Source organism: Litchfieldella anticariensis FP35 = DSM 16096 (assembly GCF_000409775.1).
Taxonomy (GTDB): Bacteria; Pseudomonadota; Gammaproteobacteria; order Pseudomonadales; family Halomonadaceae; genus Litchfieldella; species Litchfieldella anticariensis.
Genome location: NZ_KE332388.1, coordinates 1,161,053 through 1,183,152 on the forward strand (window position 1 = coordinate 1,161,053; position 22,100 = coordinate 1,183,152).

Annotated in this window: 23 protein-coding genes and 3 tRNA genes; 5 read left to right on the forward strand and 21 right to left on the reverse strand. The window is 55.0% G+C overall.

From position 1 onward, the window contains the following. Positions 1-38 precede the first annotated feature (38 nt). The 3 genes from L861_RS12320 to mntP all read right to left on the reverse strand — a co-directional run bounded on the left by L861_RS12320 (position 39) and on the right by mntP (position 2,517). Positions 39-704, reverse strand: coding sequence for a fumarylacetoacetate hydrolase family protein (locus tag L861_RS12320; protein WP_016416301.1), 666 nt, complete (start codon positions 702-704; stop codon positions 39-41). Positions 705-835: 131 nt separating this feature from the next. Continuing rightward, on the reverse strand, positions 836-1,771 hold the full coding sequence (gene thpD / locus L861_RS12325) for an ectoine hydroxylase (protein WP_021029183.1): 936 nt from the start codon (positions 1,769-1,771) through the stop codon (positions 836-838). Between the two features lie 179 nt (positions 1,772-1,950). Further along, on the reverse strand, positions 1,951-2,517 hold the full coding sequence (mntP, locus tag L861_RS12330; protein WP_021029184.1) for a manganese efflux pump MntP: 567 nt from the start codon (positions 2,515-2,517) through the stop codon (positions 1,951-1,953). Between the two features lie 532 nt (positions 2,518-3,049). Here mntP and L861_RS12335 point away from each other — a divergent pair. After that, positions 3,050-3,322, forward strand: coding sequence for an HU family DNA-binding protein (locus L861_RS12335; RefSeq protein WP_027947725.1), 273 nt, complete (start codon positions 3,050-3,052; stop codon positions 3,320-3,322). 447 nt (positions 3,323-3,769) lie between these two features. Here the strand turns inward: L861_RS12335 and L861_RS12345 are convergent, their stop codons facing one another. The 18 genes from L861_RS12345 to L861_RS12430 all read right to left on the reverse strand — a co-directional run bounded on the left by L861_RS12345 (position 3,770) and on the right by L861_RS12430 (position 18,989). After that, positions 3,770-4,210 (reverse strand): GNAT family N-acetyltransferase, encoded by a 441-nt coding sequence (locus tag L861_RS12345; RefSeq protein ID WP_016416305.1) that lies wholly within the window; start codon positions 4,208-4,210, stop codon positions 3,770-3,772. Positions 4,211-4,344: 134 nt separating this feature from the next. Then, entirely contained in the window at positions 4,345-4,680 is a 336-nt protein-coding gene (locus L861_RS12350) for a cupin domain-containing protein (RefSeq protein ID WP_016416306.1), read from the reverse strand. A 17-nt stretch (positions 4,681-4,697) separates the two neighbouring features. Continuing rightward, positions 4,698-5,711, reverse strand: a complete 1,014-nt coding sequence (locus L861_RS12355) for an FAD-dependent oxidoreductase (protein WP_016416307.1) — start codon at positions 5,709-5,711, stop codon at positions 4,698-4,700. Beyond that, positions 5,695-6,762, reverse strand: a complete 1,068-nt coding sequence (locus L861_RS24795; RefSeq protein WP_016416308.1) for a type 1 periplasmic-binding domain-containing protein — start codon at positions 6,760-6,762, stop codon at positions 5,695-5,697. The genes L861_RS12355 and L861_RS24795 overlap by 17 nt, the downstream gene beginning before the upstream one ends. 32 nt (positions 6,763-6,794) lie before the next feature. Continuing rightward, a complete protein-coding gene (locus L861_RS12365; protein ID WP_021029185.1) occupies positions 6,795-7,328 on the reverse strand; it encodes a DUF3291 domain-containing protein in 534 nt (177 codons plus the stop codon). Next, positions 7,321-8,886, reverse strand: coding sequence for a class I tRNA ligase family protein (locus tag L861_RS12370; protein WP_016416310.1), 1,566 nt, complete (start codon positions 8,884-8,886; stop codon positions 7,321-7,323). The genes L861_RS12365 and L861_RS12370 overlap by 8 nt, the downstream gene beginning before the upstream one ends. Positions 8,887-8,926: 40 nt before the next feature. Then, positions 8,927-9,331, reverse strand: coding sequence for a cupin domain-containing protein (locus tag L861_RS12375; protein WP_016416311.1), 405 nt, complete (start codon positions 9,329-9,331; stop codon positions 8,927-8,929). Between the two features lie 14 nt (positions 9,332-9,345). After that, on the reverse strand, positions 9,346-10,671 hold the full coding sequence (locus L861_RS12380; RefSeq protein ID WP_016416312.1) for a SidA/IucD/PvdA family monooxygenase: 1,326 nt from the start codon (positions 10,669-10,671) through the stop codon (positions 9,346-9,348). Positions 10,672-11,050: 379 nt separating this feature from the next. Then, positions 11,051-11,953: an EamA family transporter gene (locus L861_RS12385; RefSeq protein ID WP_016416313.1), complete on the reverse strand. Its 903-nt coding sequence runs from the start codon at positions 11,951-11,953 to the stop codon at positions 11,051-11,053. Then, on the reverse strand, positions 11,950-13,194 hold the full coding sequence (locus L861_RS12390) for an ATP-grasp domain-containing protein (RefSeq protein ID WP_016416314.1): 1,245 nt from the start codon (positions 13,192-13,194) through the stop codon (positions 11,950-11,952). Before L861_RS12390 ends, L861_RS12385 begins: the two co-directional genes overlap by 4 nt. Positions 13,195-13,467: 273 nt before the next feature. Beyond that, positions 13,468-13,845 (reverse strand): hypothetical protein, encoded by a 378-nt coding sequence (locus tag L861_RS24545; RefSeq protein ID WP_144063023.1) that lies wholly within the window; start codon positions 13,843-13,845, stop codon positions 13,468-13,470. 497 nt (positions 13,846-14,342) lie between these two features. Continuing rightward, a tRNA-Thr gene (locus L861_RS12400) sits at positions 14,343-14,418 on the reverse strand. 38 nt (positions 14,419-14,456) lie between these two features. Next, positions 14,457-14,531: transfer RNA gene (locus tag L861_RS12405), tRNA-Gln, on the reverse strand. Between the two features lie 6 nt (positions 14,532-14,537). Next, positions 14,538-14,613 (reverse strand) — tRNA-Phe (locus tag L861_RS12410). A gap of 81 nt (positions 14,614-14,694) precedes the next feature. After that, positions 14,695-14,967 carry an oxidative damage protection protein gene (locus L861_RS12415; RefSeq protein WP_016416317.1) on the reverse strand — a complete coding sequence of 91 codons (273 nt, stop codon included), beginning with the start codon at positions 14,965-14,967 and terminating at the stop codon, positions 14,695-14,697. Then, a complete protein-coding gene (gene mutY, locus L861_RS12420) occupies positions 14,964-16,079 on the reverse strand; it encodes an A/G-specific adenine glycosylase (RefSeq protein ID WP_016416318.1) in 1,116 nt (371 codons plus the stop codon). The genes L861_RS12415 and mutY overlap by 4 nt, the downstream gene beginning before the upstream one ends. Before the next feature lie 94 nt (positions 16,080-16,173). After that, on the reverse strand, positions 16,174-18,537 hold the full coding sequence (locus L861_RS12425; RefSeq protein ID WP_016416319.1) for an AsmA family protein: 2,364 nt from the start codon (positions 18,535-18,537) through the stop codon (positions 16,174-16,176). Further along, on the reverse strand, positions 18,534-18,989 hold the full coding sequence (locus L861_RS12430; protein ID WP_016416320.1) for an acetyl-CoA sensor PanZ family protein: 456 nt from the start codon (positions 18,987-18,989) through the stop codon (positions 18,534-18,536). Before L861_RS12430 ends, L861_RS12425 begins: the two co-directional genes overlap by 4 nt. A gap of 143 nt (positions 18,990-19,132) precedes the next feature. Between L861_RS12430 and hisB the strand changes: the two genes are divergently transcribed. The 4 genes from hisB to hisF all read left to right on the forward strand — a co-directional run bounded on the left by hisB (position 19,133) and on the right by hisF (position 22,058). Further along, positions 19,133-19,726: an imidazoleglycerol-phosphate dehydratase HisB gene (gene hisB / locus L861_RS12435; protein ID WP_016416321.1), complete on the forward strand. Its 594-nt coding sequence runs from the start codon at positions 19,133-19,135 to the stop codon at positions 19,724-19,726. Positions 19,727-19,784: 58 nt separating this feature from the next. Continuing rightward, a complete protein-coding gene (hisH, locus tag L861_RS12440) occupies positions 19,785-20,426 on the forward strand; it encodes an imidazole glycerol phosphate synthase subunit HisH (RefSeq protein WP_016416322.1) in 642 nt (213 codons plus the stop codon). 101 nt (positions 20,427-20,527) lie between these two features. Next, positions 20,528-21,280 carry a 1-(5-phosphoribosyl)-5-[(5-phosphoribosylamino)methylideneamino]imidazole-4-carboxamide isomerase gene (gene hisA, locus L861_RS12445; RefSeq protein WP_016416323.1) on the forward strand — a complete coding sequence of 251 codons (753 nt, stop codon included), beginning with the start codon at positions 20,528-20,530 and terminating at the stop codon, positions 21,278-21,280. 4 nt (positions 21,281-21,284) lie between these two features. Further along, positions 21,285-22,058, forward strand: coding sequence for an imidazole glycerol phosphate synthase subunit HisF (gene hisF, locus L861_RS12450; protein ID WP_016416324.1), 774 nt, complete (start codon positions 21,285-21,287; stop codon positions 22,056-22,058). Positions 22,059-22,100: the final 42 nt, after the last annotated feature.

The window sequence follows — 22,100 nt, forward strand, 5'->3', positions numbered from 1 at the left end:
CTATCTCGAGTAGCGCGGCCATTCACGCTACGTCAACGTCATTCCACCACGTGTGTGGTCACTTCCACTCCACCCGTCAGTGTGAAGTGGAGTTCAGCCCCTTTGGGCAATTCACCAACCCCAGCCGGAGTACCAGTCAACACGACATCACCAGGTAGCAATGTAAAGTGTCGGCTCATTTCCGAGAGCAGTGTGGCTACCGAGAAGATCATGTCGGCGCCTTCCCCACTCTGACGGCGTTCACCGTCGATATCCAGGCTGAACGTCAGAGCGTTCCAATTGGGCACCTGCTTCAACGCCAGGAAAGACGATAGCGGACAGGAACCATCGAAGGCCTTGGCAATTTCCCAAGGATGTCCCTTTTCCTTCAGGCGGGACTGGACGTCGCGCAAGGTCAGATCCAGCGCCAACCCGATGCCCACCACCGCCTGCTCGGCTTCGGCAGCGGTGGCACACGTCAGTGGTTCTCCGATCAACAGAGCCAACTCGGTTTCGAAGTGCACCTCGCCCCGACTGAAAGGAGCATGAATCGGCTCTTCCAGAGACACCGCGGCTGTGGACGGCTTGATAAACAGCAACGGTTCGTTGGGTACCGGATTGTTCAGCTCCTTGGCGTGATCGGCATAGTTGCGGCCAACGCAAACGATCTTGCCGAGCGCGTGAGGAAATTCCTGGCCATCGGTAAAACGGGGAACAAAGCGCATGGCGGATATTCTCCTTGACGTGGTGCGCACAGTTTGCGATGACGGGTAGTCCAGTCTACCGCAACCTCGTCAAACACGTCAGTCCGAATCCAGCCAGGCCCGCCCCCTATGCACGTATCCGGCCAGGCGATTCAGGGAGCCCAGGATTCGCCAGGTGCATGTGCCAGAAAGGCCGGACGGCGACGCTTGGCGGCATAAGGTTCGCCACAAGCATTGTCCACACGGTTATAGACGAAGAAGACATTGCTCCGCGGGTCCGGCGACATATTGGCGTTGGAGCCATGAAGCGTATTGCAGTCGAACAGCAGTAGTCCGCCTGCAGCACCGGTTGGCGCTTCAATGCCACTGCGGCCAATCAATTCGCGCAGCGCCTTGCGGCTGGGAACCCCAAATTCCTGAGTCTTCAACGACTGCTTATGATGATCATCCGGCGTCTCACCCAAGCACGGCACGAACACCCGATGTGACCCGGGAATCAGCATCAAGGGGCCATTGTAGTGGTGGTTATCGGTTAACACGATGGAAGCGCTCACTGCATGCATAGCAGACATGCCATCCTCGGCGTGCCAGGTTTCAAAATCCGAGTGCCAGCTGAAACCCTTGCCTTCAAAACCAGGCTTGTAATTGATCCGCGACTGATGGATATAAACATCACCGCCCACGATCTGGCGGGCCCGCCCTACCAACCGCTCATCCTTGGCCAGGCGTGCAAAGCGCTCGGACAGAAAATGCACGGCAAACAGTGAACGGATTTCCTGACTGTCAGGCTCGGTTATGCTGAAGTCCTTGCCAGCGTACTCGTCGCAGTCGAGCAGGACCTTTAACTCTTCACGCAGCTCAGCCACCTCATCGGGCGAAAGAAAGTCTGGCTCGAACAGGAAACCATTACGCTCGAAATCATCGAGTTGGCGTTGATCCAACGGGCCTTCACTGACATTGCCTTTGACCACCGCTTCCTGACGGTTGATCCACGGCATATCCAGCGGGCGCACAAGACGAGTAGGGTACGGATCGCGACTTTGGGTCGCGCGAATGGATGGGTTGTGGGATGCGGTCTGTACTGACATCCAAATCACCTCCGAAACGTTTGTGATCGGGTTCAGATCCAGTCCGGCTGTTGCCGATAATTCAGTGATCTAAAAGAACAAGGCCCCGCTGTCACAAGGACTACGAAGCCAAGATGGATATGTGCGCCTTAGAGGGGAATTTCAAGGGCCAGCTTCGATGGCTGGTTGCCTTCCGCCCGTTACCACATACCGAGGTGCTCAGTGAGGATTCCACTGCCGATGCCGATCAAAATCAATCCTCCCACGAGTTCGGCACGGCGCCCGATCAGTTCACCCAGTCGACGCCCCAGCAGTATGCCAAGGGTGGCCATGAGAGTGGTTGCCAGCCCAATGGCTAATGCCGTCACCAAAATGTTGATGTCGAGAAAGGCCAGCCCGATGCCAATTGCCAGTGCGTCGATGCTGGTGGCAACGGCGGTGGCGGCCAGCAACCACCAGGCATGGCGACGAGGCCGTTCACTCTCTTCCTGAGTCGTGGAAAAGCTGGCCACGACCATATGCCCGCCAATCAACAACAATAGCGTAAAGACGATCCAGTGATCCCAAGCCTCTACGTGGCGAGCAGCGGCAACCCCCAGAGCCCAACCCAGCAATGGAGTCAGTGTCTCGATGACACCGAAGATCAGCCCGGTGCGCAGCGCTTCACGAAAACGGGGGTGTTCGATCATGGCACCCTTGCCGATCGAAGCGGCGAAGGCATCCGCAGACATGGAGAAGGCTAAAAGAAGGGTGGTAAATGGAGTCATCCGTTTTGCATCCGGGCCGGGCGATACGCCACGACGGCACGACACGCCCGGCCACAGGCGTCGCACCGTCGATGGTCTCGCCTACCCGAAGGCGCGGATGCCACGGCATATGGCCGAATGTGTTGACATCCGCTCTCGCGCTTACGGCACGAGCCGGCTACTCCCCAACGAGGGTCTACTTATCTGAGCTCAGCGTATAGGATGAAACGCTCGAGCCGCGCGGAAGCATAGCATCATCAATCGTCTTTGTTGAGTGATGAGTGATGTGGATGAGGGTGCTGTTATCACCCAGCACATGAAGTAGCCACCCTGCAGGCCAATCGGGAGTTTATGATGCCTTTTTTCGTATCATTTCTCTAACCACAGCCACACTTTGCATTCCTGCCCCAGCTGACTAGTCTTATAGACTGATTTCGTTCATCCATAGGGAAGCATCATGAGATGTTCGAAGTCATGAAAACTCATTATGCTTGCAGCGACTGTTCAGCATTGGACTCATGGTATTGCTGCCATCACTCAGGAAATCGAAGATATGAAGAAGAGTGACCTGATCGACAACGTGGCAATGAAAGCGGGACTGAGCAAAGCCCAGGCTGGCCGCGCACTTGATGCCGTCACCTCATCCGTGACAAAGGCATTGCAACAGGGTGATACGGTATCCTTGATCGGTTTCGGGACATTCCAAGTCAATCAACGCTCCCCACGTACAGGTCGCAATCCCCAGACAGGGGCGGCTATCAAGATCCCGGCATCGAACTATCCAACGTTCAAAGCAGGGAAAGGGTTGAAAGACGCGGTGAAGTGAACTAATCCATGTCATTCCTTCACGGTCCGGGCGAACAGAAGTTCGCCCGGCGCCTTATTCGGCTCGGCCTCGGTGGAAGGTAGTTCACCGCAAACAAAAAAGCCGCCACAATGGGCGACTCTCTTCATTACAAGTGCTTGATTTTTCGGACTTGCCTATGGTGCCGGCACCAGGAGTCGAACCCGGGACCTACTGATTACAAGTCAGTTGCGGGGTTTTTTCCAGTGCCGAATAGCATGCAGACATCCATCCGCTATAAAAATCTTCTCTTCGACCAAGCATGCAGGGTGTAGTGTAGAAAAAACCACATAAGCTAGGCGATCTCAATGCCAAAGTGCAACACCTGACTATTTCGGTAATGTGTTTCACTCATCTTCTTCGTCCTAGAAATTTCCATATATTCTTGACGCTTAGATATCAAGCATTAAGCAAGGATACCCTGCTTCTTTAACGCTGATATTTTATAAATGGAGTCAAATTCGCGATCCGGTCATATAGCTTGCGTGCAGTTTCATTGAAATCTTGAGTCATCCAGTAAACCGATGGAGTCCCATTAGCATCAGCAGCCTCGTACACCGCCTCAATCAGGGCACGCCCCACTCCGCCACCACGGAGTTTCTGATCGACATAGAGATCTTGCAGATAACAAACATCCTCAACACGCCAATTATGGGCGTGATAGATGAAATGCACTAGACCAACAAGTTGGCCGTCTTTCTCCGCAACTAGCGCATTTCGATGGTGTTGCTCTGAATCAATAATCTTGTTGAAAGTCGACTCATAAACACTCTCGGAGACAGAACTTTCGTAGAAGCTTAGATAGTTAGTCCAAAGGCGTCTCCACTCAGCTTTATCATTCTCTTTCAAAGGTCGAATATTAAGAGACATTTTTCGTTTCCTCATACGTCAGCTGGGAGAGTTCGATGAAGGATAGACCGTCTGGACATTATAGCTTTCCTAGCGACGATCCTTGGTCTTCATATAAAGTTGGCGACACTATTGAGACCTTACACGGGCGACAGTCACTTACAGCCACCTTCGGGGCCGAAGAATATAACCCAGGTGCGAAAGTCATCACTAAAATCAAAGAAGCGATGCACCATGCCAGCAGGTACAAATAAAGCATCTCCTGCGCGGACTGACACGACCTGATCACCGCGCAAGAATTGTGACTGGCCACTGCTGATTACATAGACCTCATCTTGTGTATGAGGTGTCTGGGTATCCGTTCCACGAGGTGCGAACAGTTCCATGGAAAAGTCGTCACGCTTGAACAGCACATGAAAGAGGTTGTCTGAGGCTTGTAGGCGTGCAGCTTCATCGGCTTCGTCAAGTTTCAAGAAATCATCAGCAATCATGCTTTTTTATCCTTCAATCAAGAGGTAGAAATAGCCTGCATCAGGCCTTGTGTAAGCACTTGTCGAGAAAGGCTCTGAGCGCACTTGACGGCTCCACCGTTGCACCCGTAGAAACGCAAGTGACTCTGGTCTACCTGTACCTTCGGGCGTCCGTCATAGGTTTTAGTGAATGCACAGGGAGCCAGGCGTAGGTCCTGGATCTCAAACCCCATCCTGCGGATCTCGTCCAGAGCCCAGGGCAGCTTAGGGTGATGGCGGTAACCATCCTGGAACCAGGCCTGCAGAGTCTCACTACTGTTTAAGAGGTGCGGCTGTGCGTCAGCCAGCACGAACTTACTGGTTTGAGTCGATGAGTCTTCGTCCAAATGCGAGCATGCGAAGAACTCTCCAACCTGCGGATCCAACAATACAGTCCGGATGAAACAGTGCGGCTCGTGAAATGGGGGGTGCCGAATCAACAAGGTGGTGCGTGCAACGGTCGTACCTTGGCCGATGGGTTTGGCATAGAGTCCCCGGAAATCGGCGATGGCTTTGCACCTTGCGACATTGCCATCGACGGTATGAACCTGATGGCTGCAGGTTAGTGTATGAATCGATGTCACCACTGTACTGCGTATTATGGCTCCCTGTTCTCTGGCTGCTTTGTTCAGTGCACGAATGTAGGCAAGAGGATCAATGATCCCTCCACAGGGATCCTGGTGGTTTAATCCATTGCGCGTAAGGTAGGGTTGGTCAGATAGAGGCACATTTCCTATACCATCGTAGTACACTGGCGTGGAACGGAAAAAGCGGATGCCAGTACGCTGTTCGAGTTCGAGCATCATCGGCAGGTTGGCCTCGGCCAACGCTGTCCAATAGGGATCCGGATGCCGTGTCCGGTAGATGCGCGAATGATCGTTATGGCTAGAAACGCGCTCGTCATGCCGGGCGCCAATTAGGCAAACGCTAGCGCCTTCTCGTGCTAGTTGCCAGGCGGCCGCCGCGCCAAGAGGGCCATTACCCAGTACGCAGAAATCAAAGAGTGATGGCACAGACGCCTCCATCAGTCTGTGCATTGCACACATGCGGTGGCACAGTCTTGAGGATCCACTTATGGCCAAGCTGATTGCCTGCTTCATCGAAACTGAGCACACCATAGGGCGAGGGTATACGCTGGCCCAGAATGGCATTGCGCAGCAGAGAGGGGAGGGCATTGGGCACTTCCCTCAGCGCTATGCACAGTGCTTGGCAGGCTAGGTACGACGTCAGGAAATAAGGCCCAGGCGGACGTCCTGCCAAGTCCATGGCCCGTTTCTCCAGTTGAGCGAAATGGGTGTATGTAGGAGACTCCAAGTCACATTCCAGCGCTGCCACCAACTTACGCGCTGGAAGCTGCAGCTTCACCGCTACACCCATCCGACAATCATCGGAAAAGAGCAGTGTCTGCCCACCACTGAGGGGGAGGTCTTCAGCGATCTGTTTGGCAAATTCGCAGGAGCCAGCGACTACGATCAGGTCGCTGTTGACCACCTTTGTTCGGCGTTGGCCACCATCGGCATTTAGAAATTCGATGGTAGCTGCAGAGGCGTGTGCACTCAAGCGCTGATGCAGGACTTTACCAAGACGTTGCCCGTAATTTCCTCGTTGCGCAAAGATGCTGACACGAGCACCGGCTGGAACAGCGGCGAGAAGGCAGTCAGCTTGTTCATCGTCACTGCCAAAGAAACGCACAGCATGCGCACCAGGTCCTGTACCCGAGCAGAGTTCCGGATCGGAGCAACCCGGTGCGAGGAATAACATCGGATGGTGATCATAAATGCGCCCTGCGCTCATGGCGGTGGGGGCTGCGAAGTGGCCGATCACGACCTGGGTCCCATCAATTGCCAAACCCTGGGCAAGGGCAGTGGCCATCTTCGGGTCACGGTGGTCGTCATAGCATGTCAGATCTAGAGAGATATCGTGGTCGAGAGTCGCCAAGTAGACCGCCAGCATTAGGTCGATGGCGTTCTCCCCTCGACTTTCGCAAGCGGCCACCTTCAAGCCTCGCCTGTTTCTCAGCCAATGGGCGTCGTGCAACCATTTCGGGCAACTCAGTTCCTTCATCGCGTCACCTGTCAGCAGTATCGACACCACTGTCAAAGCCGGTTCATCTGCACGGGCTGGCCCTGTGCATCGAAAGGTTGTCGGAATGTGAAGGCGCGGGGCGTGGAGCCATGGTCATGGAGGCATTCCAGACGCTCACAGGCTTCTCGCCAGTTGGTCTGGTGGTTGTCCTCTATCCACCAAATCACGTAGATTGGCCAACGCTGATTGAGAAACCAGTCTTTGCGCATTTGCAATGCCTGGCGATGCAATGGCCCATGGTAGGCAAAGTTCCACACTGACTTAAGGTCTTGCCAGACTGAGATGGTCTGGGCTTGGGTCGAGTGGCCACTGGCCACTCCGTCGTTATAGAAACGGGGCACTGCGAAGGGTCCCCAAGATCCCCACTCGCGCTGATGGTTTGTCAGCCACTCCTTATCGTCCTGCTGCTTCGCCCGAGTGATAAAGCCAGGAGAGTTCTCGGCTTCGGCGAACACGTCTGGGGTACGGTCGTCGAATTCTTGCACCAGGGAATCGCCATAAGGGGCGCGCAATACGGAATAAGTCATCAGGCATACTTTAGGCATGACTCACCTCGCAATTGACCACTTTTAGCCGGAACAGCTCATTGTCGAGCAACTGCGGACGTCCCTCTCCTACTTGTTTCTCATGACCGACTTCAGCACCGCGCAGTGCCTTATGCAGCAGGTTGCAGCTTTTTGGCATTAGCGGATAGCAGCATCGAGCGAAGGTGGTGAGCAGATGCACCACATCGGCTAGCTCAGTTTGAGCCTGATCAAGAGCGTGGTTGATCCACTCAAGGAGATGTAGGCAGTCCTCGGCAGCCTGACGCACATGGAAGCGTTCCTCCGACATGCTGCGTAAAATAGTACGTTCAGCACTGGCCGCGAGCTGCCGGGTGCTGTCGTCGCAGATGTCAAAGCGTTGGGCCTGATTTACACCATCCAGGGCTGCGTTGAATTTTTCAGCGACTCGATGCCACAACTGATGGAGTGATTTGTCAAGAACGGCGACCATGGCCTGTTCGTTGTAGTTCGACTTCTCGAAACCGGGGCAATTGAGCGCTGCATAGAAGCGAAGTTCATCTGAACTGTAGCGTTCTACACTGTCGTCCGCCCAGATCACATGACCTCCACTGGTGGAGAACTTGGCGTGATCCAGGTTATAGAACTCGTTGATCATCGTAAATTTGGGCAGCCACTTGCCGTTGTCAATCTGACTAAGCAAAGCGACGTGGAGGATGGCATAGAAATACGAGTTGTCGAAGCCGAAAAAGTTGATGTAAGAAGTGGGGACATTGCTTGGTTGCAAACGTTCTGCCCGTTGGTATGAGTGGATCAATTGAGCCATGATTTCAGGCCAAGGGTTGAACATTTGTCCCTCAAACTGAGGGAGGCCAACCGGAATTCCCCATGACGACGGAACGCTGACAGGAAAATCCGGTAGCGGTCCCTTCAGCGCATCGTCAACAAGCCACAGATACCTCTGCCGGAAGTGTTTAGCCTGATCGTAGAACCGGACGATGTGACTTCTGAAACGCTCGAGTTCCACCACCATCACTTCCACCCATTCAACCTCCAGGTCCTGGGAGCCACTGTTGGTATTACGAGGATCGAGCAGGTTCAGAGCACTGGTCAGGTTGCCACAGGCCTCGCAAATACCGCATTTACAGGCTGCCAAACAGTATGGACAGTAGCCAGAAACACTTGCCTCATCGAGAAGTTTTCCAGTGCTGCGGTCACGAAAGAAAGGGTATGGCTTCTCAACTAGCACTTTCTCCTCGTAAAGGCGTAGGAACAATTTGCGAACGAAGCCATTAGCTTCTTCATCCGGCGCGTAGTAGTCGTTCACCGAGATGTCCAGGCGCTCCAGCGTTCGGCCAATCCTGTCAGTCCACTGCGCGGCCAAAACATGCGGTCCAACGCCCTGTCGCTCGGCTGTCACCCGTACATAGGATTGGTTGACGTCGCTGTAGCAAGTAACAAAACTTTCCTCACCCTGCAGCCAAGCCGCCTTGGCAAGAATGTCCCCGGCCAGAAATGGCCCGCTTAGATGGCCTAGATGCAGGCCACCATTAGGCGTAGGGGGAGGCAGGGTAATGACGTATCGAGTTATTGCAGGCATGTCCGTATACCTTCAGTCCTTAGTTTGTTTGATGCGTGCGTCATAGTACGCTGTCCGACTGTCCACCCCAGTCCCAGTAAATGTCGATCATCACGAAAGGCTCACTGGCTCGGTTACGCAGCTGGTGTTGAAAGTGACGAGGAAGGTAAACCACATCACCGAAACCGATAGTGGTAGTCTGAGACTCGATGGATAACTCGGCCTGCCCAGCAATGACGATGAAAGTTTCTTCTTCGTCATGGGCATGCCGATCTACATCAGTACCGGGATCTACCTGCACCCAGATACAGCCAAACTCTGTCAGAGAACGCTTGGTATTGACCTTGTCTGCCCAAGGAAACAATCGGTGTAGCTTGCAGTTGTATTCATCGGTAAAGGATATATCCGCATGACGTCGGATATAAGACTCAATGGGGAGTTCCTTGGCTACAGGGGTAGTGTCCATTTGGGTAGTATCCATTAGAGTACGGTTGCTTCTTGGTAGGAGTGAGGACGGTCGCACAGGGCTTCCTGTGTCGTTAACGCTTCGATTTTTTCAGCTATCATCCAAGAGCGTAATGACAGCAGGCTAAAGGAGCCGGCGTCACCAAAGCCATGGGTCGACTCGCACAGACCATTTAGGAATATCGAAGGGAAATCCGGGTCATCTGAGGCAATCAGATAGTCGCGCTCGACCTTCACTGAGCCATCGCTGCGCCGGCTTACATCGCCAGCCAAGTTTTCCAGTAGGGCCGGGAGGAACTCATCGTTGGATGCGACGCCAAGGTTGCGAAAGCCCGTCGCCAGGACTACAGCATCAACCATCATCGTAGTATCGCGACCTTTGAGGCTGTTATGCAGGTCAAGCCTAACTTGGTTGCCTTCCAATTCGGCGCACGTTATGTCGCTCATATTATGCAGGTGAATCCGCTCTCGGCCGTCGAGCTTTTGTACGTAGAGCTTGTGATACAGTGACTTGATCACGTCCATATCAGCGGAGCTGTAGTTGCTGCGCAATATCTCGTGCGTCAGTTTCTTCTGCAGCTCGATCGGAGCGTTGTAGAAGTCATCGACGAACTCTGGGAAGTAAACGTTCTCGGTGAACGGGCTCGTGTCCTTAAGCTGGTAGGAGAAGCTACGGAAGATGTTGTGGATTTGGGCATCGGGATAACGAGCACTCAGGTCCAAGGTGAGTTCTACTGCGCTTTGGCTACTACCAATCACTGCAATCGAACTCAACGAGCCTTCATTGCACCAGCGAGCATTAGCGGTAAGGTATCCGGTAAAGTGACTGACTCGCCCGGAGAAATCTTTGCGGAATACTTCAGGCACGAAGGGTGTACGACCAGGACCAAATGACAAGGTACGGGTCAGGAGGATGCGACCGAGACTAGTTTCGACACGCACCAGCTCTCCCGAGTCGCCGGCTCGCGAAATGGCTGTGACCCGTTCACCATAGCTGACCCAACGGTCGAACTGTCTGGCAACCCAGCGTATATAGCGCGCGTATTCCAGGCGGTACGGAAACTCTAAACCTAGGTTGAGGTAGTCGAACAGACGATCCTTAGATTTGAGATAGCTGAGGAAACCATAGGGGCTGACGGGGTTTCTCGGAGTGACGAAGTCACGCAATGGGTTGTGCTGGGTGTCGGAGCCATCGATCAGCATTTCTGCTTGCCAGTCAGGTGCAGTGCTGCCTTCGAGGAACAGGTATTGGCCTCCTAAGGCCTTTTCTTCTATCGCTACAGCTAGTGCTATGTTTGCTGGCCCAAAGCCAACGCCGATGACATCATAGATTTTGGTCATGTTGCTGCTCCCTTTAGTGCGACAAAGCATGGTCTGCTTTGGTTGCGGTCCTTGCTCTCATATATGCCCTTCGAGACGATGGTCAGTGCAAACTAGCAATCCCCTCTGGCTCGAAGAACCGTAAGTCGTGATAAACAGTTGTTTGGCTAAGGTGTAATCGTCAAAGGATAATGCCCAGCATCAGGCTACAGCCGCACAATTAATCAATTCACAACTAGATCATGTTCAAATTGTTCTGCCTGAGGTTGAGAGTTCCGACACCTGGGAAGACATCGATGTCGGAATGACAGAAGCCACTGGCTAATTGCAAAATGTAGGTAATGTGCGAAAAATCCACTGATAGCCGATTCAAGTTGTTCGATTACTCTCAAGTAGCGTATTACTGTCTTCGAAGTGCTTTTTGTTCTACTTTCAAACCAATGAGGGCGAAGAAAAGCACAACCAAGATGGCAATGATTGAATATCCAGAGAGACTCAGACGGTTATCGAACAACTGGAAGACAAATACGAGAATCGGGGTTAATAGCAAAACATATGAAACTTCTGCCGGATCAGCCAAGCTAATACCTTTCTGCAGACAATAAAGCGGTACTACATTGCCCAACAATGCGATAGCAAGGAAGGCCCAACCATTTTGCCCCAAGGATTCACCCAGACCTTGTCCGTAGAAGGCAAATACAATGATGAGCAGGAAGAAGCGCATAGACATCAGTTGGTGCAACTGGTAGCCCTGGTCATAGATCCTCTTGGAAATCACATTCACCGAGGCCATGGCACAGCCAGTCAACACCGCAAATAGCAAGCCATACAGGCTGGCTTTACTGTCCTGCTGGCCCATACCTGAGTTACCTTGGAGCACTGTATGTGCCACCAGCCACATACTGACGATAGTGGCGACACCCACAAGTACGCGCCCTACCGTAAGCCCACGCAAGCTACCGGCCAGGATCAAGGTAAGAACCAGTGTCGCGAGCGGGTTCACGCCATACAATACCGCTGCAGTCATGGCCGGCTCCACGAATCGCAATGATTCGTAGAGAAACAGCCAAGTAGCCAGTGTGCCCACATTCAGGCCGATGAACAGCATTAGGCGACGAGCTTCCCAAGCTGGCCAAGGGTCGCGATGATATGCTGTGACAAGCATGAAGAACAGCGCCACAACCGAAAAGATCACCAGCAGCGAATGTTGCACGGACACCCCCTGTAGTAGGCTACCAAGCCACACTGACTGGGCAGCCGAGAGCATGTCGAAGGCTATGACAAAGATCAATCCGTTGTTCATGCGACGCTCCACAGCTTACCTTCGGATTCCATCTTACGGATAAGCCGGGTATCCGATTCCAGTGCTGCGAGGCTCTCATGGGCTAAGAATACCCCCCCAGGGCTGTCGAACAGATTTCGTGTCGGTTCGATGTGGTCACCCACTGCGATATTCCAGAACGCAGTTGTGTAGCTCGCCAGACTATTGACCCAATCCTTACCCGGCAAAGCAATGATCTCACCACGCTGGCTATTAATTAACGACACTGCTCGGGAATGCTTATGGTAGATCGGCGGTTGAGAAGTACGTAGTGCAAATCGACCTGGGTCGATAGCGGCATCCACCAACAAGTCAATCTGTGAGATATTGGAAAAGTACTGAGCGTTGCGCGGTGCTTTAGCCCCATGCAGCCGCGCTCCTAGCTCTATTAACACTGGCCCATGTTCGTCGAGCATGATTTCTATGTGCGCGGCACCGAAGTCGACGCCTAGGCTAGTAAGTGCTTTGAGCGCATAATCGACCAGCGGCTGAACTTCTGGATCATCGGGGTGGATGAAATTTTCCTGCACATAGACAATTGAGCCATGGAGTGGCGCTTTGTCGTAGCGGGAGGTATTGGTCACATAGTGCTGCCCATTAAGCGAGACAGTGTCGATCACGTACTCGCTGCCGCTCATATATTTCTGTACTAATACGCTTTTATTAGCGTTTCCGATGCAGTCACGGCTGTCAAGTATATGCTCGACGGCATTCTTCACTTGATCAGCGTTCTCGCAAAAATTTACGCCATCTGTGCCACAAGAACTGAGCGGTTTAACCACAGTGCGAGCGGCGTCTAGTTCAGGCAAACGTGCCAGCACTTCGCTCACCGAAGAGGCTTGGAACTGGGGGATAGAGCGTAAGCCATCTAGGGAGATCTGTTCCTGCATCAGGAACTTGTCCCTGAGTGTATCGAGCTTATCAGCTGCACATGAGGGTAAACCGAGTGTATGCGCTAACCGGTTGGCTAGGATCACACCACTTTCGGCACCTGCAACTACCGCAGCACAGCCTTGTGCTCGAAGCATGTAGAGCAGGGTCTCGAAGTTGTCCCCAGTATAGAAGAAGGAATGTTCAAAATTATCAGGATAAAATGAACTAGAAAAAACTTCAGGAATGGGGGAGCAGCTATGTATAGCCCAGCAGCTGTAACCTCTACTTGCAAATTCCGCTGCCAAAAATTGACCACTAGAATAAGGGTCGACGATAGCAACATGGTCCATAAAATGCCTCCCTGGCAAAACCACGATATATCTTCATTTTCCATGAAGAAACTTTGATTATCTTTATTATTTCAAACCAGCTTTGATTGACAGAGGTTTATATTATGTCATGCGATTCTTCTCATGCAAGCATGTCAAAGATATTTTTCCTGAATCAGGCTTGCTTCCCAATCGTTCGATATAATGAAGCTTAAAAAACTAGGTTTCTATATATTTTTGGCAAAGCCTCTTGCTAGTTTTGCAGGCAATAGAGCAATGGCCGTCCTGCTGGGTTCATTGAGTGGCAAGCTCGCCTAAGTGGATACGCTGTCCGATGGCGTCCTGCACGCTGGCCAGTGATAAGTCGATCCAGACACCGGACAGGCGCCCAGACGTGCGATCGAGCATGCGAATTGCTTCGTGTTCAAGGAGCAGTTGCACGACCGTGGGTCGCCAGTGATCCAGGAGCGGATACGCGGCAAGATCACGTAGTCGCGACCAGAGCATCATGCTCTTGTCCTGACGTGAGTCGCGCACGTTGAAGGTGGCGTAGCACTGATCGGTTGGCTCGATCAGGTCCCTGACAGCGCTGATCGAACAGCCAGAGGTGCAGCAGGCTAGCAAACCGCGTTTGCCGATAGGTACGAGTCGTGCGCTTTGCCAGTCGGTCACGGTCCAGATGCAGCTGAATCGGCTGATCGCCCTGGAGCGCGAGACTACGCCAGCTACCCTCGGCCAGCGGCAGCGTCAAGTTGGGCATCAGTTCGTGAATCACAGTATCCCAACCCCACTGGGAGAGAAATACCGCGCTGCCGCCGTCGGCGACGTAGCTGTCCAGAAATAGCTCTGGCGCCTCGTCGAGACGCCAGAGTCAGGCTTGAGTCGTCATACCTGCCTCCCTAACAAGGGGCAAGTTGCCAAACAGCGCGCGAAGCTCGCGCCCGATGAATAGCACCAGGCGGTGTCAAAGAAAATGCGAGGCTGTGCCAATGCTGGCGCGCGGTTACACTCGCTGTCACAAGGACTACGGAGCCAAGATGGATATGTGCGCGTTAGAGAGGGAATTTCAAGGGCCAGCTTCGGAGGAGCGTAGTTCGCCGCAAACAAAAAAGCCGCCACAATGGGCGACTCTCTTCGTTACAAGTGCTTGATTTTTTCTGGCTTGCCTATGGTGCCGGCACCAGGAGTCGAACCCGGGACCTACTGATTACAAGTCAGTTGCTCTACCAACTGAGCTATGCCGGCGCAGGCAACACTTGCTTGTGAAATACTTGAGGTTGACGTGGCTGGGGTAGCAGGATTCGAACCTGCGAATGCCGGTACCAAAAACCGGTGCCTTACCACTTGGCTATACCCCAGCAATGTGGTGGCCAGAGACGGAATCGAACCGCCGACACGGGGATTTTCAATCCCCTGCTCTACCGACTGAGCTATCTGGCCCTGCCAACGCCGACGTATTTAACTAGAAAGCCTTCCCGACGTCAAGGCCATCCAATTCAAAAAGTTGTCTGTCATGGTGCCTCACTCGTTGGGTGGCACATACCCCTCGGCTTGATCAGTTTCGCGGTTATCGAAGAAGCGCTCCATCTGGTCCATGAGATACTCGCGTGAGGAGGGATCCATCATGTTGAGGTGCTTCTCATTGATCAGACGAGTCTGCAGAGATTGCCACTCTTCCCAGGCTTTTTTCGAGACACTGGCCTGGATTTCCTGCCCTTTCTTGCCGGGTAATGGCGGGAAAGGCAGCGCTTCGAGCTCGCGTTGATATTTGCGACAGAAGACAGTGTGGCTCATGGCGCTTTCTCCTTGATGAGATTGTCGTGAGAGCCGGGCTCGCGAAGTTGTGTCAGGCGACTCAACAGTTCCTTGACCGGTGCAGCCAGACCTACACTGGCTGGCCGGTCGGGATCATACCAGAGCGTGCCGGTTTCGTTGATGGTCGTGATATCCCCACAATGCCCTGGCTGGGGAGCGATCACTAGCCGGAAATGGCTGAAGGTATGAGTAAAGTCGGACCAAGCCGGCTCGAGCTGTGTGCCAGGCGCATGGGAGTCGAGCCAGGCCTGCAGCGTTTCGAGTGCCTCGAACTGGGGGAAACACCATAATCCGCCCCACACCCCTGTAGGAGGGCGTTGTTCCAACAATACACGCCCTTGAGGGTCCTGCAGCAACAGCATGCGTGTATGGCGCTCGGGCAAAGCCTTCTTGGGCTTGGATTCGGGGAAACGACGCTCCTCACCCTTGGCATGAGCAATACAGACATCGGCAAAGGGGCAAAGCGAACAACTCGGCTGCCCCCGGCTGCACAGCGTCGCCCCCAAGTCCATCATCGCCTGGGAGTAATCCGGCAATCGAGTATCCGGGGTGTAGCGGTCGGCCAACTCCCACAATACCCGTTCCACCTTGGGCCTACCTGGCCACCCTTCCACACCATGCAGGCGTGTTAGTACACGTTTGACGTTGCCATCGAGGATCACGGCTCGACGCCCACTACTGATGCTGATGATGGCACCAGCGGTGGAGCGCCCGATGCCCGGCAGAGCCGCCATGGCATCGAGACTGTGCACTGGAAACTCTCCGCCATGTTCTTCTACCACCATCTGCGCCGCCTTGTGCAAGTTGCGACCACGAGCGTAGTAACCCAATCCGGTCCACAAGTGCAGCACCTCGTCCTGAGACGCTGCCGCCAGCGTATGGACATCGGGAAAGCGTGCCATGAAGCGCCCGTAGTAAGGAATCACGGTGGCGACCTGGGTCTGTTGCAACATGATTTCCGATACCCAGATCCGATAGGGTGTCTTGTCATACTGCCAAGGCAGGTTCTTGCGGCCGTAGCGATCGAACCAGGCCAACAGCCGGCTTTGAAACTCGTTGGGCGTCAGGTCAATGGCATGGGGTTCGTGCATGGTGTCACTGTCCTGCATGGAAGGCGTCAAGAAAGACTTCGCGAAAAAAAGCGCCGACTGGGAAGTCGGCGCAGGGACTGGCTTACAATGATGCTCATTCAAACAGACCACGCAAGGCATCGCGAAGTTCCTCGGACGCGCCTTCCCCGACTCGTTCGTCAAGTCCTTCCAATGCGTCGTCCACTTGTTCTTCTATTTCCTCGCTAGCACGCCGGCGGGCTTCATCGCGAGCCAATTCGCCTACCGCACGTTGAAAGGCCTGACGATCGAAGTGGCACCACTCACCGGGTGCCTCTCCCAACGTACCCTCGCAACGCACTGGGAAGGGCAAGCGTTCGAGTCGCGGGTTAACGCTACAGGCTGCATCGGCGGTATCCACGAAGCGTGCCGCCGCGCCGTAATCCAGGCGCCCGGTGACCAGGTTCAGTTCACCCTCGCCCCCCAAGGCGATTCCAGGCAAGGTGATCTCTAGGTCGTCGTTGTGCACGACGCCATCCCGAAACACCAACGTCGCCCGAGCACGATCGAAGCGGGTATCGGGACTCCACTCGCGAGTGATTTCTTCTCCTTCCAAGGTGGCCACTGCCGTGCACAACTCCTGGGACACATTGACATCGAGCACCGCGCCTTCATCGATTCGCAACACAGTGCGGCCGTTGAGGTTGCGCTTGAGCAACTCGGACGTATTACCACGCGTCGTCAGTTCTCCGTCCAGGTTGAGGCGCCCACGCAAAGGAGACTCCTCCCCTTGTAAAGCTTCGAACAGAGGAACGATCTGCACCTGTTCCATTGTCGGTACAAATGACCACTGGATAGGCTCCTGATTCAAATCCAGTGCAGCGTTGGCGCTCAGCTTGCCCTCGTAGAAACTGGCATCGAAGTTCTCGATATGCTGCTGGCCATTGCTTCCACGCGCCTTCAGACCGACTTCGTTGAATGTCAGGCCGAAGGCTTCGAGCTGACTCAAAGTCAGTTGGCCATCCAATGTCAATGCACTCAACCAATCCACGGGCAACAGCTCTTCTGAGGACTCTTGAGCATAAGCCGAAGAAATGCCTGGCAATTCAAGTCGTGCGGCGTTGGCGGCCGAGCCATTTTCTGCCTGAGAAGGCGGGAGGTAGTCATCCAAATTCAGCTGATCACCTTGCAGCTCGAAGGTGAGAGACTGGCCATCCAGACCAGCACTCAGGCGACCAGTAAAGGTGGTGTCATCGAGCACTAGCGTCAGGTTGGTCAACTCAAGGCGTTGTGCGTTCCCCTGCAGGGGGCTGGTCAGAGCCACGTCACCCAAGGCCGAGTCGCTGGATGTCGCTGGCAGCATGTCTAGCCGCGTCAGCCAGGGGCGCAGCGACATCGGCACCATCTTGATCTGACCGGTGTATTGGGGAGTGCCAAGCAACTTGTTCACTGAGAGCGTTCCACTGAGCTTGAGGCTGTCCTCACTGGTCAACTGAAGCTCGCGCAGTTGCAGAGTTTCGGCGGCGAGATCGGCATCCGCCACAAAGGCCAACGACAGTGGCACTGCCTTGTCGCCCAACTTCGGATGCGACACGCTGGCATCGAGTTCTCCGGCCTCGACTCGATAGCGCTTGGCTTGGAGGTCGGCAACCAATTGCTGGGCGTGCAGATTGATCTGCTGATTGTGCCCTTCCAGCGCTGTCATTTGCGTCTGGGTATCGAGTGCCAAGCCTTCCAGGACATAACGGCCATCGGCCAACCCCAACTGAACCTGGCTCTCGAAGCTCACATCCGTCACAAGCTCGGGCTTGGCCTCATCGTTATTCCGCCATCCCGCCTCCTCGAAAGAGGCTAGACGGAAAGACGACTTGAGAGGAAAGGCTCGATGAGGATTGACATTGGTACCGCTAACCGACAGCCCGTCGATTCGTAGCCCGAGACCTTGTTGGCGGTCGCTGAAGAGAATTTCTCCGTTGCGCACTTGTACACTGGCAATGTTCAGTGCCACGGCCATGCCATCCCCGGAATCGGAACCCGGACCCGACGCCGCGGGGGCCAGCGCTGATTCGGCCTCCTCACCTTGCTGCTGAAGGCGGTCGAGCAGCACCTGCCAATTGCCACGACCTTGCTCATCACGCTCGAGATTGAGATGCATATTATCCAGCATCAGGCCATCGATGGCGATTTCACCGGACAATAGCGGCGCAAAAGCCAAACTGACCTCGGCCCGATCGAAAGCGACAAAAGGTCCCTCTTCTTGAGACTGTTCAGGCAACCATGCCTCGGCCTGCTCGACACTGACCCCCAACCGAGGGTAGAACGACCAGGACAACGGCCCCTCCAAGGACAGCTCGAGTCCACTTTGCTGGCGAACCACCTCGATCAAACGTGGCTTGAGATCATTGGGATCGAAAAAGGTCGTGATGTACACCACCGCCGCGACAACGACTAATCCCAATACACCTATTACGGCCAGTAACGTCCGCAACAGTGCTTTCATTGCTTTCCTCCCTGTGACGCCAGCGGATTCAATTCGAAATAGTTACCTCCTTCCACCAGCCGGTATCCCAGCCGTGAGAGCAGGAGTTGATCACCCATCATCAGCGACGAAACTGCCACACGCAGAACAAGCCCTTCCGCGTGGGCCGACTCAGCAACCAGCGCCAGCAACCGCGACCCGACCCCACGTCGCCGCGTAGTCTTGCGTACGCAAAAGTGGGATAGCCACCAGGCTTCGTTGTCACGTATCACCGCCACGGCACCCAACAGCCGATCATTGAAACGGGCGCAACAGAAAAAGTCACCACGCGACAGGTGTTGGAGGATGAACTCATCAGCGGGTAGCGGCAAGCGTTCCGTCGGCGCATCGGCATAAATGCGTGACAAATCTTGGGCCACCTGTGTATCTCCTGCCCAAGTGGCGTGATCAACCTTGTGAAGCGTTACCGGCATCGTGACTCTCCCAAGCCGCGGCGGCAAGACATGGCCGCTCGGCAATCTCGGCATTGTAGCGGATGGGGCATACGATTCTCTATAATGGCAGTTCTTAGAGTTTTCATCGTTGTTACAGCGCCCAGCGCAGGAGTCGAGCCAGCATGTCCGAGCGTACCGCCACGGTTTCCCGAAACACCAAGGAAACCCAGATTACGGTGAGCGTAAACCTCGATGGCCAAGGCCGTTTCACCTGCGAAACCGGGGTTCCTTTCCTCGACCATATGCTCGACCAAGTGGCACGGCACGGGTTGATCGACCTGGAGATCAAGGCAGTCGGCGATCTGCATATCGACGATCACCACACCGTGGAGGACTTGGGCATCACACTCGGCCAAGCTTTTGCCGAAGCGATCGGCGACAAGCGCGGTATTCGTCGCTATGGCCACGCCTATGTGCCACTTGACGAGGCATTGTCACGGGTCGTCATCGACTTCTCCGGTCGCCCAGGACTGTTCATGGATGTCGAGTTCACCCGCGCCAGCATCGGGCGCCTGGATACCCAACTGTTTTGGGAGTTCTTCCAAGGCTTCGTCAACCATGCCCAGATCAGTCTGCATATTGACAACCTGAAGGGCTTCAATGCCCATCACCAGGCCGAAACCATCTTCAAAGCCTTTGGCCGTGCTCTGCGCATGGCCGTGGAGGAAGACCCGCGCATGGCTGGGCAAATGCCCTCCACCAAGGGCTGCCTGTAGGTTTTATCGTATATGAAAGGCCGGCTTTTTTCGCCGACTCACCTGAAAGGAGCGCATCATGACCATTGCCGTCATCGACTACGGGATGGGTAACCTGCATTCCGTCGCCAAGGCGCTGGAGCATGTCACCCATGAGAACGTGGTGGTGACGCGAGACCCACGCCGCATTCACGGAGCAACCCGTTTGGTACTGCCAGGCCAAGGGGCGATTCGTGACTGCATGGGCGAACTCGAAAGGACCGAGCTGAAGGGATTGGTCCAAGAGTTGCTCACCGCCCAGAGCAAACCGCTGTTGGGAGTCTGTGTCGGCCAGCAGATGCTGCTCGACCATAGTGAAGAGAACGGCGGGATCACTTGCCTTGGCTTCCTTGCCGGCCAAGTGCGGCGCTTTGACTACGACCTACGTGACGCCAAAGGTGAACGCCTCAAGGTACCGCACATGGGCTGGAATCGTGTGATGCACCACCACGATCACCCGTTGTGGGCCGGTATCGAGGATGGCGCCCGCTTCTACTTCGTGCATAGCTACTACGTGGAGGCCAAGGATGACGACACGGTCTATGGAACCACTGATTACGGCGGCACCTGTGCTCATGTGGCAGTGGGGCGTGGCACAGTCTTCGCTGTGCAGTTCCATCCTGAGAAGAGCGCCAACGATGGCCTGCGTCTGCTGGAAAATTTTGTTAACTGGGCGCCCTGACTTGCGTCAGTCAACCAGGCACATTGGTCCACCTGACCAATGAGATATAGAAACGCCCCGAAAATCATCGCGCCTATGCCAGGCGCCCATGAGGACACGACATGCTGGTAATCCCCGCCATCGATCTCAAGGACGGCAAATGCGTTCGCCTCAAACAAGGACGCATGAGCGACTCCACCACCTATGGCGACGACCCTGTGGCCATGGCCGCGCGCTGGGTCGAGGCGGGTGCCCGTCGCTTGCACCTGGTCGACCTCAACGGCGCTTTCGAGGGTGAACCGGTCAATGGCGAGGCGGTCACCGCGATTGCCCGTACCTACCCGGATCTACCGATCCAGATCGGTGGCGGCATCCGCTCCCCGGAAACCATTGAGCACTATCTTGCCGCCGGTGTGTCCTATGTGATCATCGGTACCAAAGCGGTCAAGGAGCCGGCTTTCGTCGGCGAGATGTGCCGACGCTTTCCTGGTCATGTGATCGTGGGCCTCGATGCCCGCGATGGCTTCGTAGCCACCGACGGCTGGGCCGAGGTATCGACACTCAAGGCTACCGAGTTGGCGAGGCGCTTCGCTGATGACGGTGTTTCATCGATCGTCTACACCGATATTTCCCGAGACGGCATGATGGGCGGCGTCAATGTCGAGGCTACGGCCGAACTGGCGCGCGAAAGCGGACTACCGGTGATCGCGTCGGGTGGCGTCACCGACCTGAGCGACTTGCGCGCCTTGGCCGCGTTCGAACAGGACGGCATTCTGGGGGCCATCACCGGCCGCGCCATCTACGAAGGCACATTGGATGTCGCCGAGGCGCAACGCCTATGCGACGAATTGCAAGCCAATCAAACGGGGAGTTGAAGTCATGGGCCTCGCCAAGCGCATCATCCCCTGTCTGGACGTCGACGCCGGCCGCGTGGTCAAGGGCGTCAACTTCGTCGGCATTCGCGATGCCGGCGACCCGGTGGAAATCGCCAAACGCTATAACCAACAGGGCGCCGACGAAATCACCTTCCTCGATATCACCGCGAGCCACGAGAACCGTGGCACCACGGTCGACATGGTCGAGCGTATCGCCGGCGAGGTGTTCATTCCCCTGACCGTGGGCGGAGGCATCCGCACCTGTGAAGATATCCGCACCATGCTCAACGCTGGCGCCGACAAGGTATCGATCAATACCGCCGCCGTGAACAACCCCAAATTCGTGCGTGAAGCCGCCGAACGCTTCGGCAGCCAATGCATTGTGGTCGCCATCGATGCCAAGCAGGTATCGCAAAAGGGTGAGCCGGCACGCTGGGAGATCTTTACTCACGGTGGACGCAAACCTACCGGTCTCGATGCAGTGGAATGGGCACGCAAGATGGTCGACCTGGGGGCCGGCGAGCTATTGCTGACCAGTATGGATCGCGATGGCACCAAAGCTGGCTTCGACCTGGGGCTGACCCGTGCCATCGCCGATGCAGTGAGCGTACCGATAATCGCATCGGGTGGTGTCGGCAATCTCGATCACTTGGTGGCTGGAGTTACCGAAGGTGGCGCCGATGCAGTACTGGCGGCCAGCATCTTCCACTTCGGCGAGTACAGCATCCCCGATGCCAAGCACTATATGGCGGAGCACGGAATCGAGATGCGCCTCTAGCCGGCGGTGCTCACCGGCAAATAGCGAGCTTGATCCCCACGG

Bases quoted from the DNA above. Each gene is read 5' to 3' on its own strand.
- L861_RS12320 (WP_016416301.1), bottom strand. From the start codon at position 704: ATGCGCTTTGTTCCCCGTTTTACCGATGGCCAGGAATTTCCTCACGCG.
- thpD (WP_021029183.1), bottom strand. From the start codon at position 1,771: ATGTCAGTACAGACCGCATCCCACAACCCATCCATTCGCGCGACCCAA.
- mntP (WP_021029184.1), bottom strand. From the start codon at position 2,517: ATGACTCCATTTACCACCCTTCTTTTAGCCTTCTCCATGTCTGCGGAT.
- L861_RS12335 (WP_027947725.1), top strand. From the start codon at position 3,050: ATGAAGAAGAGTGACCTGATCGACAACGTGGCAATGAAAGCGGGACTG.
- L861_RS12345 (WP_016416305.1), bottom strand. From the start codon at position 4,210: ATGTCTCTTAATATTCGACCTTTGAAAGAGAATGATAAAGCTGAGTGG.
- L861_RS12350 (WP_016416306.1), bottom strand. From the start codon at position 4,680: ATGATTGCTGATGATTTCTTGAAACTTGACGAAGCCGATGAAGCTGCA.
- L861_RS24795 (WP_016416308.1), bottom strand. From the start codon at position 6,762: ATGAAGGAACTGAGTTGCCCGAAATGGTTGCACGACGCCCATTGGCTG.
- L861_RS12365 (WP_021029185.1), bottom strand. From the start codon at position 7,328: ATGCCTAAAGTATGCCTGATGACTTATTCCGTATTGCGCGCCCCTTAT.
- L861_RS12370 (WP_016416310.1), bottom strand. From the start codon at position 8,886: ATGCCTGCAATAACTCGATACGTCATTACCCTGCCTCCCCCTACGCCT.
- L861_RS12375 (WP_016416311.1), bottom strand. From the start codon at position 9,331: ATGGACACTACCCCTGTAGCCAAGGAACTCCCCATTGAGTCTTATATC.
- L861_RS12380 (WP_016416312.1), bottom strand. From the start codon at position 10,671: ATGACCAAAATCTATGATGTCATCGGCGTTGGCTTTGGGCCAGCAAAC.
- L861_RS12385 (WP_016416313.1), bottom strand. From the start codon at position 11,953: ATGAACAACGGATTGATCTTTGTCATAGCCTTCGACATGCTCTCGGCT.
- L861_RS12390 (WP_016416314.1), bottom strand. From the start codon at position 13,194: ATGGACCATGTTGCTATCGTCGACCCTTATTCTAGTGGTCAATTTTTG.
- L861_RS12415 (WP_016416317.1), bottom strand. From the start codon at position 14,967: ATGAGCCACACTGTCTTCTGTCGCAAATATCAACGCGAGCTCGAAGCG.
- mutY (WP_016416318.1), bottom strand. From the start codon at position 16,079: ATGCACGAACCCCATGCCATTGACCTGACGCCCAACGAGTTTCAAAGC.
- L861_RS12425 (WP_016416319.1), bottom strand. From the start codon at position 18,537: ATGAAAGCACTGTTGCGGACGTTACTGGCCGTAATAGGTGTATTGGGA.
- L861_RS12430 (WP_016416320.1), bottom strand. From the start codon at position 18,989: ATGCCGGTAACGCTTCACAAGGTTGATCACGCCACTTGGGCAGGAGAT.
- hisB (WP_016416321.1), top strand. From the start codon at position 19,133: ATGTCCGAGCGTACCGCCACGGTTTCCCGAAACACCAAGGAAACCCAG.
- hisH (WP_016416322.1), top strand. From the start codon at position 19,785: ATGACCATTGCCGTCATCGACTACGGGATGGGTAACCTGCATTCCGTC.
- hisA (WP_016416323.1), top strand. From the start codon at position 20,528: ATGCTGGTAATCCCCGCCATCGATCTCAAGGACGGCAAATGCGTTCGC.
- hisF (WP_016416324.1), top strand. From the start codon at position 21,285: ATGGGCCTCGCCAAGCGCATCATCCCCTGTCTGGACGTCGACGCCGGC.